The sequence below is a fragment of the Agrobacterium sp. genome (genome assembly GCF_032092815.1).
In the GTDB taxonomy this organism is placed as follows: Bacteria; Pseudomonadota; Alphaproteobacteria; order Rhizobiales; family Rhizobiaceae; genus Agrobacterium.
Map to the genome: position 1 here is coordinate 12473 of NZ_DAMDBP010000014.1, position 17459 is coordinate 29931.

A 17459-nucleotide genomic window follows, 5' to 3' on the forward strand; every position below is an offset into this window, starting at 1 on the left:
AAAAACAACAAAGCCGCCTGACGGCGGCTTGTTGACATGATGATCTGTCGAGCCGCCCTTTACAGGTAGGCCCAAAAATACGTGCAGGAAATTGGTGCGCGGTTCGTGATCATGGGCGACTAGATGCGCCTGAATCGAAAATTTGTCAATCGGGATTTTTGCAGATGTTTCGTTTCACTGGAAGCGATTGAAATTAATGCTCACTTTCGCACAGCGTATGGTCTGAAAGCGCACGGATCACATAGCAATCTTCAATGGAATGACCGTCACAATGCGAGACGATCCGCTCCAGTTCCTGCTCCAGCTTCCTCAGTTTGGCAATCTTGGCCCGCACGGCCACCAGATGATCGGCTGCAATTCGGTCGGCCCCTTCGCAAGGGTCATGGCGGTGATGGCTAAGCCGGATCAACTCGCGAATGGCATCGATATTGAGCCCAAGATCACGCGCATGGCGAATGAAGGCCAATCGTTCAAGATCAGCCTTTTCATAGCGGCGCTGGTTGCCTTCGGATCGTTCCGCCGCCTCGATCAACCCCATCTGCTCATAATAGCGGATGGTCGGAACCTTGACGCCGGTTCGTTTGGAAAGATCGCCGATCGACAGCATGGCACGCCCTTTCAAATCTATAGCTCTAGCGAACTTAAGGTTTTTGAGGGCGCTTTGCAACCTTACAGGGCAGAGACGGCCGATACCTGGTCGTCACCGGACGCGCCGGATTGTCCGTCATCGCCGGTCAGCGACTGCTTAATAGCATCCTTGATCTTGTCTTCAATTGCCTGTCTTTCATCGGCAGGCAGCGCGGCAAACTCTTCTTCTGACAGGCCCATTTGCTCCAGCAGCTTTGCGCGGATCATCTCACCGGGAGACATTTGCGACCACTTTTGCAATTCCTCCAACAGGCTGTCGCTGGTTGATGTGTCCACTGTTTCTCAGGAACGTGTGGTCGGATCCGACTTGAGTTGCTCGATATCCCACAGTGAAGACGCCAGGGAAGCAAAGCTGTTGACAGTACTGCTGACCGTCTCCCGCTCACGCTCGGATGACTTTTCATCATCGGCAGTGAACGAAGTCGCCGGCGCGACAGACGCGAAATCCTCTTCCGTCTTGGCGTCACGCAGCCGCGAACGAGAGGGGTAATAGCTGTCCAGACCTGAGATGGTGGTCATGATGATTCTTCCTTCTGGAATCTCGATGACCAAGCCTTACGCGCCGAAGCATTCGCGAAGGCTGCGTCCACCATGTCCAGAAGAGGAGAGGGCGCTTTTCAAACGTCAATCAGTATAGTATACCCTACTATATTATCTTTAGGAGAACACCATGTCTCACACCATTCGTGACAAGGAAAAACTGCTGGCCCGGGTCCGTCGCCTCAAGGGGCAGATGGAAGCGGTCGAGCGTGGTCTTGAGGCTGAAAAGTCCTGTGGTGAAATCCTGCAATTGCTGGCCTCGGTGCGTGGCGCATTGTCCGGGCTGACCGGTGAGATCATGCATGACCACCTGCATGAACATGTCGTGCACGCTGAAAGCGACGCCGAGCGTGAAAAAGCCGCCAATGAACTCGCGCAGGTACTCAAAACCTATATTCGATGAGCGAAAGGTAACGGCCATGGCTGTTGATGGAACATTTGCGGACACTGCACGGCATGAGCACGTGTTTTTGGGCCGCGATCACGCGCGTAACGAGCGGCGTGTGTGGATGGTGATAGCACTGACAAGTGTGATGATGGTGGCGGAAATTGCTGCCGGCACGATTTACGGGTCAATGGCGCTGACGGCCGATGGTTGGCACATGTCCACCCATGCCGGCGCCATGCTGATTTCGGCGCTAGCTTACATGTTTGCCCGCAAATATGCCCGTGATCCCCGGTACTCGTTCGGCACCGGCAAGTTCGGTGATCTCGCAGGATTTGCCAGTGCGGTTATCCTGGCGCTGGTGGCGCTGCTGATCGCCTGGGAAAGTGTTGTCCGCCTGGTCACGCCGGTCGAGATTGATTTTAACCAGGCCATTCTTGTTGCGGTGCTGGGGCTTGGCGTCAATCTGGTCAGTGCCTGGCTGTTGAAGGACGATCATTCGCATCATGGTCACGGACATGATGATCATGACGACCATCATGATCACAAGGCGCACGGCCATCACGCCCATGCCTCGCACGGGGCTCACGGGTCGCATGGATCACACGGCAGTCACGGAGGGCACGACAACAATCTGCGCGCCGCCTATCTGCATGTGCTGGCGGATGCCCTGACCTCTGTTCTGGCGATCGTCGCGCTTATTCTCGGCAAATGGCAGGGCTGGGTGGTGCTGGACCCATTGATGGGCGTCGTTGGTGGCCTTGTTATTGCGCGCTGGTCATGGGGGTTAATTCGCGCCACATCAGGTGTGCTGCTGGATGCCACGCCGTGCGACAAGGGTCTGCCCAAAACAATCCGCGACATCGTTGAGAAGGACGGTGATGTGGTGACCGATCTGCATGTCTGGCAGGTGGGGCCGGGGCATTATGCAACCATTGTTGCCTTGGTGTCTCCGGCAGGAAAAGGCCCCGAGCTTTATAAAAAGCAATTAAGTAAAGTTCCGAAACTGGCGCATGTTACTGTGGAGGTCTCCGCTGCCGCCTAAGGCGGCACGGTATCTCAGAACTCTTCATATTCCTGATAGGCGCCCTGAACCCACTCCATCTTGGCGGCAACCTTTTCTTCTGCCGAGATGGGTTTGGAGGCGTCCTTATCAACCGGTGCACGTGCGCCGCCAACAGCCCACAACACGTTGGCAAGCGAGCTGGACAGCACGGTGCTGCTGACTGTGGGCGTGCCACTGCGTCTGCCCTGCTCCTGTTCCTGCTGTGCAGGTTCGACAATTTTCTTGTCCAATTCCTGAATGCGGCCCTGATAGGGGTTGCCGCTAATGCTGCTTTCAATCTGCATGGCTGCTTAATCCTGCGTTGAAAAATATAACGATTATCTACCGCCCAGAACTTGCGTCAGGCTGGTTTTTGCTGGTTTTCCGGGCTTGACAGGGGCAAAGGTGCTGCTTCGTGGCGCTAAAAACACGCATCCCGAAAGAAATAAATGGTCATCACTTGGGGTCGGCAGCAGTTTTGCGGGCAAATGACTGCTTCAGCCAAGAATCGCCTGCAGTTTTATTTGGTTATTGAGTCGGGGGAGAATCGGTTGCTTCAAGGCCACTGAAGTGCCGGCAGCATGATATCCATCAAAACAGCGATCGTCAGAAATCGAGATCGTCAAAAGCAACTGCCCCGGCATTGCGTTTGCAGTGCCGGGGCAGGGAATGTGTATCAGGCCTTTGGCTTGCGCTTGGCGAAGGGTTTGTCCTTCTTGCCCTGCGGTTTGCCAGCATTGTCGCCGGACTTTTCAAACCGCGGCTTGCCGTCTTTTTTCTTCCACGGCTTGTCGCTGTTTTTGGCCGCGAAGTCAGGCTTGCCGCCAAGCTTCTTTGGGCCGGAGGCGGGGCGGTCATCACGACGTTCACCACGCTTCTCATCGCGCCGCTCAAAGTTGCGGTCCTCACGACGCTCGGAAGACATGTCAGGCTTGCCTTCGAGGGTCTTGACGCGAATACCCTTTTCCAGCGCCATGTCCTTGCCGATGGACGAAACAAAGCGGTCCACAGCGTCAGCGGCGAGTTCCACATAGGTCTCGTTCTGCTGCATGCGGATCGCGCCAATATCCTGGCGGGTCAGCTTGCCAAAGCGGCACAGCATTGGAATGAGCCAGCGCGGCTCGGCGCTCTGCTTGCGGCCAACCGAAAGCGAGAACCATGCGCTGTCGGAAAACTCGTTGCGATCGCGGCGTGGTGCCGTGTTGTTGTCGCCTTCCGGGTTCTCACGACGTGGCTTGCGATTGTTGTCAATCGAAACCTCGGCAAGCTCTTCCGGTGCAGACCGGCCAGAGTGATAAAGACGGATGAAGGCGGCAGCGACCTGTTCAGCGCCATGCGTCTCCAGCAGCGTTTTGACAAAGCCGCTTTCGTCGTCGCTGACGGCCTGCGACAGCGAGGCGTCAGCAAGCAGGCGCTCGGCATCACGCTCGATGATTTCATCGGCAGATGGCGGGCGAACCCATTGTGGCTGTACGCGCGCACCGTCCAACAGGCGCTCAGCCTTGCGGCGCTGGTTAACCGGCACGATCAGAGCGCTAACGCCCTTGTTGCCAGCGCGACCTGTACGGCCACTGCGGTGAAGCAGTGTTTCCGAATTGGTCGGCAGGTCGGCATGGATCACCAGTTCCAGGCCGGGAAGGTCGATGCCGCGGGCAGCAACGTCGGTTGCGATACAGACGCGGGCGCGACCGTCACGCATGGCCTGCAGCGCGTGTGTGCGTTCATTTTGAGTCAGTTCGCCAGACAGAGCCACGACGGAAAAGCCGCGATTGTTGAAGCGGGCGGTCAGATGATTGACGGCTGCACGGGTCGAGCAGAACACGATGGCGTTGCGAGCTTCATAGAAGCGCAGTGCATTGATGATTGCGTTTTCGCGGTCGGCAGGTGCCGTCAGCATGGCGCGGTATTCAATGTCGCCATGCTGCTTCTGTTCGGCAGCGGTCGCGATGCGAATGGCGTTTTTCTGGTAGCTTTCCGCCAACTTGGCGATGCTGCGCGGTACGGTAGCCGAAAACATCAGCGTGCGGCGGTCTTCCGGTGAGGATTCCAGAATGAATTCGAGATCTTCACGGAACCCGAGATCGAGCATTTCGTCAGCTTCATCCAGCACGACGGCGCGCAGCGATGAAAGGTCGAGTGCGCCGCGCTTGATGTGGTCGCACAGGCGGCCCGGCGTACCAACGATGATATGCGCACCGCGCTCAAGCGCGCGGCGTTCGCTGCGAACATCCATGCCACCCACGCAGGAGGCAATCGATGCGCCAGCAATTTCATAAAGCCATTCGAGTTCGCGCTTGACCTGCATGGCCAATTCACGGGTTGGCGCAATGGCAAGCGCCAGAGGCGCGCCAGCCGGGCCAAAGGACTTGCGGTCCTGCAGCAGGGTGGAGGCAAGCGCCAGGCCGAAGGCTACGGTCTTGCCGGAGCCAGTCTGTGCGGAAACGAGCGCATCGGCCCCTTCCAGCTCAGGTGCAAGCATGGCCTGCTGCACAGGGGTCAAATCAGTATAGCCACGTTTTTGCAACGCCTGTGCGAGCGCCGGGGCAAGGCCCTGGATGTCTGTCATCTATTGTCTTTCGGAATTGGAGAGCGTCCACCTGCACAGGTCTTGGGAAACAGTGCTGGTGAACCATTCAGCCCCGGAAATACCGGTTCATTGCGCGCGCTTCTACTTTGAAAGCGCGGCTTTGTACAGTCCGGCAGTCGAAAATGCCTGAAAACAACGCTTCAAGCACCCTAACATGGTGAATATTGCCGAGAAAAATGTCATTGGGCTCACGACTGGATGCCGGGCGGATTTGCTCCAAAATTGCAGTAGTGATTTGACCAGTCGATACAACCTCGTTGCTCGGTCATGAAACAATGGAGGCTTTATAGTTCATAATGCGATCCCATATTATGCGGTCGCTGGCCTGTTTGTGAGCCTGATGCCAGCACAGGTCTAGGTAAAAGCGCATGATGACTTTGTTATATGTGCGATATTTACCTCACCTTGTTGTTGTGCAGGTTTTTGGGCAAGCGAACCGATCTGCGAAAAACCGGCATTGCGCGCAGTTAACGTTTTCGGTAATAGACCCCCAACTTGAGGCTCAAGATCATGTTGAGCTGGCATGAGGTGCCGTATCCGCCGTGCGGACGGCGTTAACGGGTGGTACTGGTCAAGACTATGGCTCGCATTGTCATGAAATTCGGCGGAACGTCCGTCGCCAATCTCGAACGCATCCACAATGTGGCGCGGCATGTAAAACGTGAAGTAGATGCCGGTCACGAAGTGGCCGTTGTTGTGTCTGCCATGTCTGGCAAGACCAACGAACTGGTCGACTGGGTGCAGAATATGCCCAAGGTCGCCGGTGCAGACTCGCCATTTTATGATGCGCGCGAATATGACGCCATCGTTGCGTCCGGTGAGCAGGTAACGTCAGGTCTTTTGGCTATCGCCCTGCAGTCGCTGGGTGTCAACGCTCGCTCGTGGCAGGGATTGCAGATCCCGATCCACACGGACAATGCCCATGGCGCTGCCCGTATTCTCGACATTGATGGTTCCGACATCATTCGCCGCATGGGCGAAGGTCAGGTCGCCGTTGTTGCCGGTTTCCAGGGTATTGGCCCGGATAACCGCATCGCAACGCTTGGCCGTGGCGGTTCTGATACCTCTGCCGTTGCGATTGCTGCTGCCGTGAAGGCGGACCGTTGCGACATCTACACCGACGTCGACGGCGTTTACACCACCGACCCGCGTATCGAGCCAAAGGCACGCCGCCTCAAGAAGGTTGCGTTTGAAGAAATGCTGGAAATGGCATCGCTTGGCGCAAAGGTCTTGCAGGTCCGTTCCGTGGAACTGGCTATGGTGCACAAGGTTCGTACCTTCGTGCGTTCGAGTTTCGAGGATCCCGATGCGCCGGGCATGGGTGACCTTATCAACCCGCCCGGTACGTTGATTTGTGACGAGGATGAAATCGTGGAACAGGAAGTAGTCACCGGCATCGCTTATGCCAAGGATGAGGCGCAGATCTCCCTCCGTCGTCTGGCAGACCGCCCGGGCGTATCGGCAGCCATCTTTGGACCGCTGGCTGAAGCGCACATCAACGTCGACATGATCGTGCAGAACATCTCCGAAGATGGTTCGCGCACTGACATGACCTTTACCGTGCCGGCTGGCGACATGGACAAGGCGCTCAAGATTCTGGAAGAAAACAAGGCTCACATCGGCTTTGACGTTGTCCAGAGCGAGCCAGGCCTTGCCAAGGTTTCCGTTATCGGTATCGGCATGCGCAGCCATGCTGGCGTTGCCGCCAGCGCCTTCAAGGCTCTTGCCTCCAAAAACATCAACATCAATGCCATCACCACATCGGAAATCAAGATTTCGATCCTGATTGACGGTGCCTATGCAGAACTTGCAGTTCGCACTTTGCATTCCGCTTACGGTCTGGATAAAAGTTGATTCCATAGCGGTGGTTCGTTTTGCTTCGGCGCGCTGAAGCAACCGTCCCCCGTTTGGAGCGTGCTTTGTATGATGCCTTGAGGAGTGGGCGTGATACGAAGCACGCTCCAACTTGTTTGATGTGTGCATCACTCAAAACGTGAACCGTTTTCGTGCGGATGCTGTAGCGAATGAAGGAGCATCGCGATGAGAGACCTTGCAGCCGGTCCCCGCGTCCTCCTCAAGAAGCTCCGCGAGATGATGGCGGAGCAGCTTGAGCCTCAGGAGCGCTTGGACCAGATTGTGCGGCAGATTGCCGGGAACATGGTCGCGGAAGTGTGTTCCGTTTACGTGCTGCGCTCCGATGGCGTTCTCGAACTTTACGCTACAGAAGGCCTGAACAAGGGTGCTGTTCACCTTGCCCAGTTGAAAATGGGGCAGGGCCTTGTCGGTACCATCGCGGCTTCGGCCCAACCGCTCAATCTCTCCGATGCGCAATCGCATCCCGCCTTCCGTTACCTGCCGGAAACCGGCGAAGAAATTTATCATTCGTTCCTGGGTGTGCCGATTTTGCGTTCTGGCCGCACTTTGGGCGTTCTCGTCGTACAGAACAAGGTTAGCCGCAACTACCGCGAAGACGAGGTAGAGGCGCTTGAAACAACAGCCATGTTGATTGCCGAGATCGTTGCGAGTGGTGAACTGAAAAAGATAACGAAACCCGGCGTGGAACTGGATCTGACGCGTGCCGTCAGTGTGGATGGCGATGGCTACAGCGAAGGCATCGGCCTTGGCCATGTCGTGCTGCATGACCCGCGCATCGTGGTCACCAACCTGCTTAACGAAGACGCAGATACTGAAATCCGCAGGTTGGCGGAAGCCATCGGTTCACTGCGCCTTTCGATTGACGACATGCTGCAGCGGCGCGATGTGGCGACCGAGGGCGAGCACCGCGAGGTGCTGGAAACCTATCGCATGTTTGCCCACGACCAGGGTTGGGTGCGGCGCATGGAAGAAGCCATCCGCAACGGTCTGACGGCTGAAGCGGCAGTGGAAAAGGTGCAGAGCGATACCAAGGCGCGTATGATGCGCCTGACCGATCCCTACCTGCGTGAACGCATGCATGATTTCGACGATCTGGCCAATCGCCTGCTGCGCCAGCTGATCGGTTTCAACGGTCGTGGTCCGGGTGAGGATTTCCCAAGCGACGCAATCATTCTGGCGCGTGCCATGGGCGCGGCCGAACTCTTGGACTACCCGCGTGAAAAGCTGCGCGGTCTGGTGCTGGAAGATGGCGCGATCACCAGCCACGTGGTCATCGTGGCGCGTGCCATGGGTATTCCCGTTATCGGCCAGGCTACAGGCATCGTGGCATTGGCCGAAAACAATGACGCGATCATCATTGATGGCGATGATGGCCAGGTGCACCTGCGTCCCATCGTGGACCTGCAGCGCGCCTATGAAGAAAAGGTGCGCCTGCGCGCCCGCCGTCAGGAACAGTTCCGTGCCTTGCGTTCCGTTGATCCGGTGACGAAGGATGGACAGTTCATCAATCTCAAGATGAATGCCGGTCTGCTGGTCGATCTGCCGCAGCTGGCGGAATCCGGCGCCGATGGCATTGGCCTGTTCCGCACCGAACTGCAGTTCATGATCGCTTCCACCATGCCGAAAGGTGAGGAACAGGAGGCCTTCTATCGCAGCGTTCTGCGCGCAGCCAAAGGCAAGCCGGTCACCTTCCGGACACTGGACATCGGTGGCGACAAGGTCGTCTCCTACATGCGTGGACAGGAAGAGGAAAACCCGGCGCTTGGCTGGCGCGCGATCCGCCTGTCTCTGGATCGGCCGGGTTTGCTGCGTACACAGCTGCGTGCATTGTTGCGTGCTGCCTCGGGTGCCGAGCTGAAAATGATGCTGCCGATGATTACCGAAGTCACGGAAATCCACGCAGTTCGTGACTTGATGCAGAAGGAAATCCAGCATCTCTCCAAATTTGGCCATGCCTTGCCGCGAAAGCTGCAATTCGGTGCCATGCTGGAAGTCCCGGCTTTGCTCTGGCAGCTTGATGAGCTGATGCAGGAAGTCGACTTCGTGTCGGTGGGGTCCAATGACCTGTTCCAGTTCTCCATGGCGGTTGACCGTGGCAATGCGCGTGTGTCGGATCGTTTCGACATTCTCGGCAAACCGTTTCTGCGTATCCTGCGTGACATTGTCCGGGCAGGGGAACGTAACAACAAGCCGGTGACGTTGTGTGGTGAAATGGCGGGCAGACCATTGTCGGCCATGGCGTTGATCGGTCTTGGCTTCCGCTCGATTTCCATGTCGCCCACTTCGATTGGTCCGGTCAAGGCCATGCTGTTGGGGCTGGATGTTGGTGCGTTGGCAACCGAGTTGAATGCAGCGCTCGACGACCATAAATCTCTGGAAAGTCCGCGCGTGCTGTTGCAACGGTTCGCCGCTGAACATTCCATTCCAGTCTGAAATACAGGATTTCGCGCGTTTTGAACGCACTGTGTTTCAGATTTTTTTGAATTCAAATACCGGAGCGAAGGTTGGCAAAGCTACCCGTCGAAAAAATGCGTGAGCTTTCGAGGCGTTTTGAGGAAATCGAAGCGCGTATGTCTGCAGGTCCCGCCGCTGATGTTTACGTCAAGCTGGCATCCGAATATTCCGAACTGCAGCCTGTGGTGAAGAAGATTCAGGACTATGAAAAGGCCTTGGTCGAGCAGGCAGACCTGCAGGCCCTGCTGGCTGACAAGTCGACAGACCGAGATATGCGTGAACTGGCCGAAGCCGAATTGCCTGACCTTTCCGAGCGCATCGAAGCGCTGGAGAAGGACATGCAGATCCTGCTTTTGCCCAAGGATGCTGCCGACGAAAAAAGCGCGATCCTGGAAATTCGCGCCGGAACCGGCGGGTCGGAAGCCGCGCTGTTTGCGGGTGATCTTTTCCGCATGTATGAGCGCTTTTCCAGCACCAAAGGCTGGAAGGTGGAAGTACTGTCGTCCAGCGAAGGTGATGCCGGTGGTTTCAAGGAAATTATCGCCACCATTACCGGGCGCGGTGTGTTTTCCAAGCTGAAGTTCGAATCCGGTGTTCACCGTGTTCAACGCGTACCCGATACCGAGGCCAGTGGCCGTATTCACACCTCGGCTGCTACCGTCGCGGTGCTGCCGGAAGCGGAAGAAATCGATATTGAAATTCGCCCCGAAGATATTCGCATAGATACGATGCGCGCATCCGGCGCTGGCGGGCAGCACGTCAATACCACTGATTCGGCAGTGCGTATCACCCACTTGCCGACAGGTCTGATCGTGACCAGTTCGGAAAAATCGCAGCATCAGAACCGTGCCAAGGCCATGCAGGTTTTGCGTTCGCGCCTTTACGATATCGAACGCCAGAAGGCCGACAGCGAACGTTCTGCCGATCGCAAGAGCCAGGTTGGTTCCGGGGATCGCTCGGAACGCATCCGCACCTATAATTTCCCGCAGGGCCGTGTCACCGACCACCGCATCAACCTCACGCTCTACAAGCTTGATCGGATGATTGAAGGTGAGATTGACGAAATGGTGGATGCACTGATTGCCGATTATCAGGCAGGCCAGCTGGCACAACTGGGCGAACAGCGTGGATGAGCACTGAGACACACACCATTGCCGGTCTGTTGACGCAGGCGCGCAAGCGCTTTGCGCAGGCCGGTGTGGCTGATCCGGTGTTCGATGCTCGCCTGCTGGTCAGCGGCATTATCGGACTGTCCTTCACCGATATTGTGCTGAAAGGCAGTGACAGTGTCACTGAGGATGAAGTGCTGCGGGTACTGACAGCTGTTGCACGACGCGAAACCGGAGAGCCGGTTCACCGTATCCTCGGCAGGCGCGCCTTTTATGGCTTGGAGTTCTTTCTGTCGCCTGGCACGTTGGAGCCGCGGCCCGATACGGAAATTCTTGTCGATACGTTACTGCCGCATCTGCGCACCATGGTTGCTGACAATGGGTCGGCGCAGGTGTTGGATATGGGGACGGGCACGGGGGCAATCTGTCTCTCGCTGCTGCATGAATGCACGGGTGCTCATGGCACCGGTAGTGACATCTCCGATGATGCCTTGGCGACCGCCTGGCGCAATGCGGTGGAAAATGGTGTCGCCGAGCGATTTAAAACTGTGAAAAGTCACTGGTTTGACAAAATCGCGGGCTGTTTCGACATAATCGTGTCAAACCCGCCTTATATACAGTCCTCTGTCATTGAAACGCTGGACCGTGACGTAAGAGAGTTCGATCCCATGGCTGCGCTGGATGGCGGGCCGGATGGTCTGGAACCCTACAGGGCAATTGCCAGTGGTGCGGGCGAATTTCTAACAGAAAATGGCCTTGTCGGTGTCGAGATCGGTTATGATCAGAGACAAGATGTTGAAACGATCTTCAAGTCGGCTGGTTTTCCTTGCATCGCAGCGGTGAAGGATTACGGTGGAAATGATCGTGTTCTTGTATTTCGAAAGTAAGGGAGCCCGTGTGCTTCCCTCCTGTTTTAAGGATATTTTGCAAAGCAAAAGAAAAGACTTGGATTTCCGCATGAAGCGGGATAGTTTGCAGCCACATGCAGGGTGACTGGGGGCGAATTAGATTCGCCCGGGTTTGGGTCAGTCCCTACGGGAGTTCCTTAGAACTCTGAAAGGCTGGGCGTTTCCGGCATGTGAATCATAAACTTCATTTCGCAAGCAACCCGGTTAAGCCATTGGGGGCAATCCGGTCGCGAAGGCGAGGTCTTGATCCGGCCTGTCCGGCAAGCCGCGTAATTAGTTCGTCATCACAACAGAATTCAGGTGAGCAATTGATGAGGCCAGGACAGCAAAACAAGCGCGGCCGAGGGCGTGGAAATAACAACAATAACAACAATGGCGGTGGTGGTGGTAACAACAACTTCAACCGCAAGGGCGGGAATCCGCTTACTCGGACCTATGACAGCTCCGGCCCGGATGTAAAAATTCGCGGTACTGCCCAGCACATTGCTGAAAAATATGCCGCACTGGCCCGTGATGCGCAAAGCTCCGGTGACCGGGTTATGGCTGAAAACTATTTGCAGCACGCAGAACACTACAACCGCATCATTGCTGCTGCACAGGCGCATATGCAGGAACGGTTCCAGCGTGATGAGCGTAACCCGGACTACAACAACGAACGCGATGGCGACGACGTTGACGGCAACGACAACGACGAGACCACAGGTTCTGTTGCGCCGCAGGCACAGCAGGTTGGCAATGACGACGAGCAGCCATCTTACGACGATGGCAGCGGTCCACAGCCGGTTATCGAAGGCACACCGCTTGAGGTTGCTGTTGAAGAAGAGGCGCAGGCTGCAGAAGCACCGCGTGCCGAACGCCAGCCGCGTCGTCGCAGCACGGGCCCACGTCAGCGTCGTCCACGCCGCACTGCGGAAAATGCGGAAGGTGGTGAAGGCGCTGCAGGTGAAAATGCTGGCGGCGAAGCTGCTGCTGAACCTGCCGCCCTTGAAGGCGCAGCCGAATAATCGGCATGATGTCAGATATGTGATCATGAAAAACCCCGGCATTGCCGGGGTTTTCTGCTTTTGGGCATCGTGTATGGTCGTCAGGATGGACCGGCCGATTTTTGAGGATTGTCAGGTCCGTGCGTTTTTCTTCGCCAAGCAGCTCACAGCCTCTTTAAACCTCAAAAATCGCTTACCATATCAAGCACAACGGGAAGCGCCGTCAGGTCGTTTGCCAAAGCATCTCGCCCAAAGACTTCACCGGTTTTGGGAAGACATGCAAAACCAAGAGGCGACGCTACGGAGATATCCGGAACCGTCGTAACGGGGCTTGCCGCTATCGGGAGCCTTTACCCTAACATCCGGATCTGTGCCGATTGAGGGCGGGCCGGTTCAAGGAGGCATATATTATGAATATTGAAAAATACTCCGAGCGCGTTCGCGGATTTCTGCAGTCCGCTCAAACCTACGCGCTGTCTGAAGATCATCAACAGTTCGCGCCTGAGCACGTGCTGAAAGTACTTCTGGATGACGACCAAGGAATGGCGTCGTCGCTGATCGAGCGCGCTGGCGGTAACGCCAAGGAAGCCCGGCTTGCCAATGATGTTGCGCTATCTAAGCTGCCCAAGGTTTCCGGCGGCAATGGTGGGCTTTCCCTGACGGCTCCGCTTGCCAAGGTTTTTGCCACGGCCGAAGACGCTGCCAAAAAGTCTGGCGACAGCTTTGTGACCGTCGAGCGCCTATTGCTGGCTCTCGCCATTGAAGGTAGCACGTCAACTTCGGCAACCCTGAAAAAGGCAGGCGTGACCGCGCAGGGCCTTAATCAGGTCATCAATGACATCCGAAAGGGACGCACAGCAGACAACGCCAATGCCGAGCAAGGTTTTGACGCGCTGAAGAAATTTGCTCGCGACCTGACCACAGAAGCCCGTGAAGGCAAGCTCGACCCCGTGATTGGCCGCGACGATGAAATTCGCCGGACCATCCAGGTTCTGTCGCGCCGCACCAAGAACAACCCCGTGCTGATCGGTGAACCCGGCGTTGGTAAAACGGCGATTGCCGAAGGTCTGGCCCTGCGCATCATTAATGGTGACGTGCCGGAAAGCCTCAAGGACAAGAAGCTTATGGCGCTCGACATGGGCGCGTTGATTGCCGGCGCAAAATATCGCGGTGAATTCGAAGAGCGTCTCAAGGCTGTTTTGAACGAGGTTCAGGCTGAAAATGGCGGCATCATCCTGTTCATCGACGAAATGCACACACTGGTTGGTGCGGGCAAGGCAGATGGTGCTATGGATGCATCCAACCTGTTGAAGCCGGCGCTTGCCCGTGGTGAGTTGCACTGCGTTGGCGCAACGACGCTTGATGAGTATCGCAAGCACGTCGAAAAGGATCCGGCTCTTGCCCGCCGTTTCCAACCCGTTGTGGTGGATGAACCGACCGTGGAAGACACGATCTCCATTCTGCGCGGCTTGAAGGAAAAATACGAGCAGCACCACAAGGTTCGTATCTCGGATTCGGCTCTGGTGGCTTCTGCTACCTTGTCGAACCGCTACATCACCGACCGCTTCCTGCCGGATAAGGCCATCGACCTGATGGATGAAGCCGCCTCTCGTCTTCGTATGCAGGTGGATTCCAAGCCGGAAGAACTGGACGAACTGGATCGTCGTATCATCCAGCTCAAGATCGAGCGTGAAGCCTTGAAGCAGGAGACCGATGTGTCCTCTGCTGACCGGTTGAAAAAGCTGGAAGACGAACTGGTTGAAACCGAAGAGAAGGCGGATGCGCTGACGGCGCGCTGGCAGGCTGAGAAACAGAAACTCGGCCACGCGGCAGACCTGAAAAAGCAGATCGACGATGCACGCAATGAATTGGCGATTGCCCAGCGCAGTGGTCAGTTCCAGCGGGCAGGCGAGCTGACCTATGGCATCATTCCAGGCCTCGAAAAGGAGCTTGCGGCTGCGGAAGCACGTGATGCAAGCGGTGCGGGTTCGATGGTGCAGGAAGTGGTGACGGCGGACAATATCGCTCAGGTCGTGTCGCGCTGGACCGGCATTCCGGTAGACCGGATGCTGGAAGGACAGCGTGAAAAGCTGCTGCGCATGGAAGACGAATTGGCCAAGTCGGTGGTCGGTCAGGGTGAAGCCGTGCAGGCGGTTTCGAAGGCGGTGCGCCGTTCGCGTGCCGGTTTGCAGGACCCCAACCGCCCAATCGGTTCGTTCATCTTCCTTGGCCCAACCGGCGTTGGCAAGACGGAGTTGACCAAGGCATTGGCCCGCTTCCTGTTCGACGACGAAACCGCGATGGTTCGCTTGGACATGTCGGAATACATGGAGAAGCATTCCGTGGCTCGCCTGATCGGTGCGCCTCCCGGTTATGTCGGGTACGAAGAGGGTGGGGCGCTGACGGAAGCCGTGCGTCGCCGTCCATATCAGGTCGTGCTGTTCGACGAGATCGAAAAGGCACATCCAGATGTGTTCAACGTGCTGTTGCAGGTTCTTGATGATGGCCGCCTGACCGATGGTCAGGGTCAAGAACACCATCATCATCATGACTTCGAACCTCGGTTCTGAATTCATGACGCAGATGGGCGACAATGACGATGTGGAATCGGTGCGGGAACTGGTGATGGAACGGGTGCGTAGCCACTTCCGGCCAGAATTCCTCAACCGTATCGACGATATCATCCTGTTCCACCGCCTGCGGCGTGAGGAAATGGGCGCCATTGTCGATATCCAGTTGAAGAGACTGGTGGCCCTGTTGTCCGAGCGCAAGATCACGCTTGATCTGGATGATGATGCCCGTGTCTGGCTTGCCAACAAGGGCTATGATCCGGCCTATGGTGCGCGTCCGTTGAAGCGCGTTATCCAGAAGACCGTGCAAGACAAGCTGGCAGAAATGATCCTTGGCGGTGAGGTGCCGGATGGCTCTCGCGTCAAGGTAACCTCCGGTACCGACCGTTTGCACTTCAAGGCAAAAGCTGGCAAGGGCAGTGCGGAAACCGAGACCGCTGCCGACGCAGCCTAAGGAATAAATCAGGGCACCCCATTGGGTGCCCTTTTTGTTTGGCCAGCACTTCTCGCGTGCAACTCTGCCATTCAAAGCTTTCCCTCTCTGGAATAAAGCGCAGACCTTTAGCTCCACTTCTCCCGCCTAGCGCAAGACCGCTTCGTGCTATCGCTAGCTACTGCTTTTGTCCGCCAGTAAGGGGTAGCCACGCCAGTCCAGACGCTTTGCCCAGCAATTTGGAACCATCTTGCCGCCAAATACGTTAAGTTTTTCAGTTGCAAATAATTCGCATTTGCATTTCAAAAATAAACATGCCACCTTGTTGCAAATGGTTCTTAATAGCGTAATGTTGGTGTGACCAAGGAGTGACTTATGTTCGATATTGTCAGGCGCGGGCTTTTAAGTGGAATGGCGGCCGCTGTGGTTCTCGGCGTAACCGGTGGCGTTGCGATAGCTCAGGAAAAGTTCAAGGCCGTGACGACCTTTACGGTGATTGCCGATATTGCCCGCAATGTCGCTGGCGATGCAGCAGTTGTTGAAAGTATCACCAAGCCAGGCGCTGAGATCCATAATTACCAGCCGACACCGGGCGATATCCGCAAGGCTCAGGGCGCGCAGCTTGTTCTTTGGAACGGTCTTAACCTCGAATTGTGGTTCGAGAAATTCTTCGTGAAGCTGAAAGACGTGCCAAGCGCCGTTGTGTCCGACGGCGTTGAGCCTATGGGTATTGCAGAGGGACCTTATGAAGGTAAACCCAATCCGCATGCCTGGATGTCGCCCAATGCCGCGCTCATCTATGTCGACAATATCCGCGATGCTTTCGTAAAATATGATCCTGCCAATGCCGAGGCCTACAAGGCCAATGCCGAAACCTACAAGCAGAAGATCAAGGACGCCATCGAACCGATCCGTCAGGAGCTGGCAGCCTTGCCGGAAAACAAGCGCTGGCTGGTATCGAGCGAAGGCGCGTTTTCCTATCTCGCACGCGATTTCGGTTTGAAAGAACTGTACCTGTGGCCGATCAATGCCGACCAGCAGGGCACGCCACAGCAGGTCCGCAAGGTGATTGATGCGGTTCGTGCAAACAACATCGGTGTTGTCTTCTCTGAAAGCACCATTTCCGCCGCACCGGCAGAGCAGGTGGCGCGCGAAACCGGCGCAAAATACGGCGGTGTTCTTTATGTGGATTCGCTGACCGAAGAGGACGGCCCCGTTCCAACCTATATCGACCTGTTGAAGGTCACATCCGATACCATTGCCAAGGGACTTGCATCGTCCTCCTGACATGATCCGATATTAAGCGGCCTGCAATTTTTGCAGGCCGTTTTGTTTTTATCACCGCTGAAAAGGAATGCTTTTCATGAATGCGCACACCGGCTGGCAAACGGGAACGGACGGTTCCGGTATTTCCGTCAACAACGCCACCGTGACATATCGCAACGGCCACACGGCCCTGAAGAATGCAACATTTCAAATTCCAACTGGTACGATTGCGGCGCTGGTTGGTGTCAATGGTGCTGGAAAATCCACGCTGTTCAAGGCCGTGATGGGCTTTGTGCGTATCGCCCAAGGCTCTATTTCCATCCTCGGCAAGTCGGTCAAGGACGCCCTGCGGCAAAACCTGGTGGCCTATGTGCCGCAAAGCGAGGAAGTGGACTGGAACTTCCCGGTGCTGGTGGAAGATGTGGTGATGATGGGTCGTTACGGCCACATGGGTTTCATGCGCATCCCCAAGGCCGCCGACCGTGAGGCGGTGACCGCAGCACTTGTCCGCGTCAACATGAGCGAGTTTCGTGGTCGCCAGATCGGTGAATTATCCGGTGGCCAGAAAAAGCGCGTGTTTCTGGCGCGTGCGCTGGCGCAGGACGCCAAGGTCATTCTGCTGGATGAGCCCTTTACTGGCGTTGATGTGAAAACCG

The 17459-nt window shown here is 56.3% G+C and carries 15 protein-coding genes and 1 pseudogene; 11 read left to right on the forward strand and 5 right to left on the reverse strand.

Translation table 11 applies throughout. The features are described 5' to 3' along the window. Positions 1–193: 193 nt before the first annotated feature. From RT613_RS10540 to RT613_RS10550, 3 genes are all read right to left on the reverse strand, one after another. The gene (locus RT613_RS10540) at positions 194–607 is read right to left on the reverse strand and encodes a helix-turn-helix domain-containing protein (RefSeq protein ID WP_313615157.1); all 414 of its coding nucleotides are present in this window, start codon (positions 605–607) and stop codon (positions 194–196) included. A 62-nt stretch (positions 608–669) separates the two neighbouring features. After that, positions 670–924 (reverse strand): hypothetical protein, encoded by a 255-nt coding sequence (locus tag RT613_RS10545; RefSeq protein ID WP_313615158.1) that lies wholly within the window; start codon positions 922–924, stop codon positions 670–672. Positions 925–930: 6 nt separating this feature from the next. Continuing rightward, a complete protein-coding gene (locus tag RT613_RS10550; RefSeq protein WP_313615160.1) occupies positions 931–1167 on the reverse strand; it encodes a hypothetical protein in 237 nt (78 codons plus the stop codon). Positions 1168–1318: 151 nt separating this feature from the next. On the opposite strand from RT613_RS10550, the gene dmeR reads away from it, so the two are divergent. Together dmeR and dmeF are read left to right on the forward strand one after the other, a co-directional pair. Further along, positions 1319–1591 carry a Ni(II)/Co(II)-sensing transcriptional repressor DmeR gene (gene dmeR / locus RT613_RS10555; RefSeq protein WP_313615162.1) on the forward strand — a complete coding sequence of 91 codons (273 nt, stop codon included), beginning with the start codon at positions 1319–1321 and terminating at the stop codon, positions 1589–1591. A gap of 16 nt (positions 1592–1607) precedes the next feature. Further along, positions 1608–2618 carry a CDF family Co(II)/Ni(II) efflux transporter DmeF gene (dmeF, locus tag RT613_RS10560; RefSeq protein ID WP_313615163.1) on the forward strand — a complete coding sequence of 337 codons (1011 nt, stop codon included), beginning with the start codon at positions 1608–1610 and terminating at the stop codon, positions 2616–2618. Between the two features lie 14 nt (positions 2619–2632). Here the strand turns inward: dmeF and RT613_RS10565 are convergent, their stop codons facing one another. Both RT613_RS10565 and RT613_RS10570 read right to left on the reverse strand, forming a co-directional pair. Beyond that, complete coding sequence (locus RT613_RS10565; RefSeq protein WP_313615164.1) at positions 2633–2923, reverse strand: hypothetical protein; 291 nt, start codon at positions 2921–2923, stop codon at positions 2633–2635. A gap of 371 nt (positions 2924–3294) precedes the next feature. Further along, complete coding sequence (locus RT613_RS10570; RefSeq protein ID WP_313615166.1) at positions 3295–5184, reverse strand: DEAD/DEAH box helicase; 1890 nt, start codon at positions 5182–5184, stop codon at positions 3295–3297. A 600-nt stretch (positions 5185–5784) separates the two neighbouring features. On the opposite strand from RT613_RS10570, the gene RT613_RS10575 reads away from it, so the two are divergent. From RT613_RS10575 to RT613_RS10615, 9 genes and pseudogenes are all read left to right on the forward strand, one after another. Continuing rightward, positions 5785–7059 (forward strand): aspartate kinase, encoded by a 1275-nt coding sequence (locus RT613_RS10575; RefSeq protein WP_313615167.1) that lies wholly within the window; start codon positions 5785–5787, stop codon positions 7057–7059. A 186-nt stretch (positions 7060–7245) separates the two neighbouring features. Continuing rightward, positions 7246–9513, forward strand: coding sequence for a phosphoenolpyruvate--protein phosphotransferase (gene ptsP / locus RT613_RS10580; protein ID WP_313615169.1), 2268 nt, complete (start codon positions 7246–7248; stop codon positions 9511–9513). 71 nt (positions 9514–9584) lie between these two features. Then, complete coding sequence (gene prfA, locus RT613_RS10585) at positions 9585–10667, forward strand: peptide chain release factor 1 (RefSeq protein WP_313615171.1); 1083 nt, start codon at positions 9585–9587, stop codon at positions 10665–10667. Further along, the gene (prmC, locus tag RT613_RS10590; protein WP_313615173.1) at positions 10664–11530 is read left to right on the forward strand and encodes a peptide chain release factor N(5)-glutamine methyltransferase; all 867 of its coding nucleotides are present in this window, start codon (positions 10664–10666) and stop codon (positions 11528–11530) included. The genes prfA and prmC overlap by 4 nt, the downstream gene beginning before the upstream one ends. Before the next feature lie 332 nt (positions 11531–11862). After that, the gene (locus RT613_RS10595; protein WP_313615175.1) at positions 11863–12555 is read left to right on the forward strand and encodes a DUF4167 domain-containing protein; all 693 of its coding nucleotides are present in this window, start codon (positions 11863–11865) and stop codon (positions 12553–12555) included. Next, entirely contained in the window at positions 12494–12859 is a 366-nt protein-coding gene (locus tag RT613_RS10600; RefSeq protein ID WP_313615177.1) for a hypothetical protein, read from the forward strand. The genes RT613_RS10595 and RT613_RS10600 overlap by 62 nt, the downstream gene beginning before the upstream one ends. Before the next feature lie 85 nt (positions 12860–12944). Further along, positions 12945–15558, forward strand: a pseudogene (gene clpB / locus RT613_RS10605) (ATP-dependent chaperone ClpB). 354 nt (positions 15559–15912) lie between these two features. Beyond that, positions 15913–16824 (forward strand): metal ABC transporter substrate-binding protein, encoded by a 912-nt coding sequence (locus RT613_RS10610; RefSeq protein WP_313615179.1) that lies wholly within the window; start codon positions 15913–15915, stop codon positions 16822–16824. A 76-nt stretch (positions 16825–16900) separates the two neighbouring features. Then, positions 16901–17459, forward strand: a 559-nt coding sequence (locus RT613_RS10615) for an ATP-binding cassette domain-containing protein (protein WP_313615181.1), incomplete at its 3' end; no start/stop codon positions are given.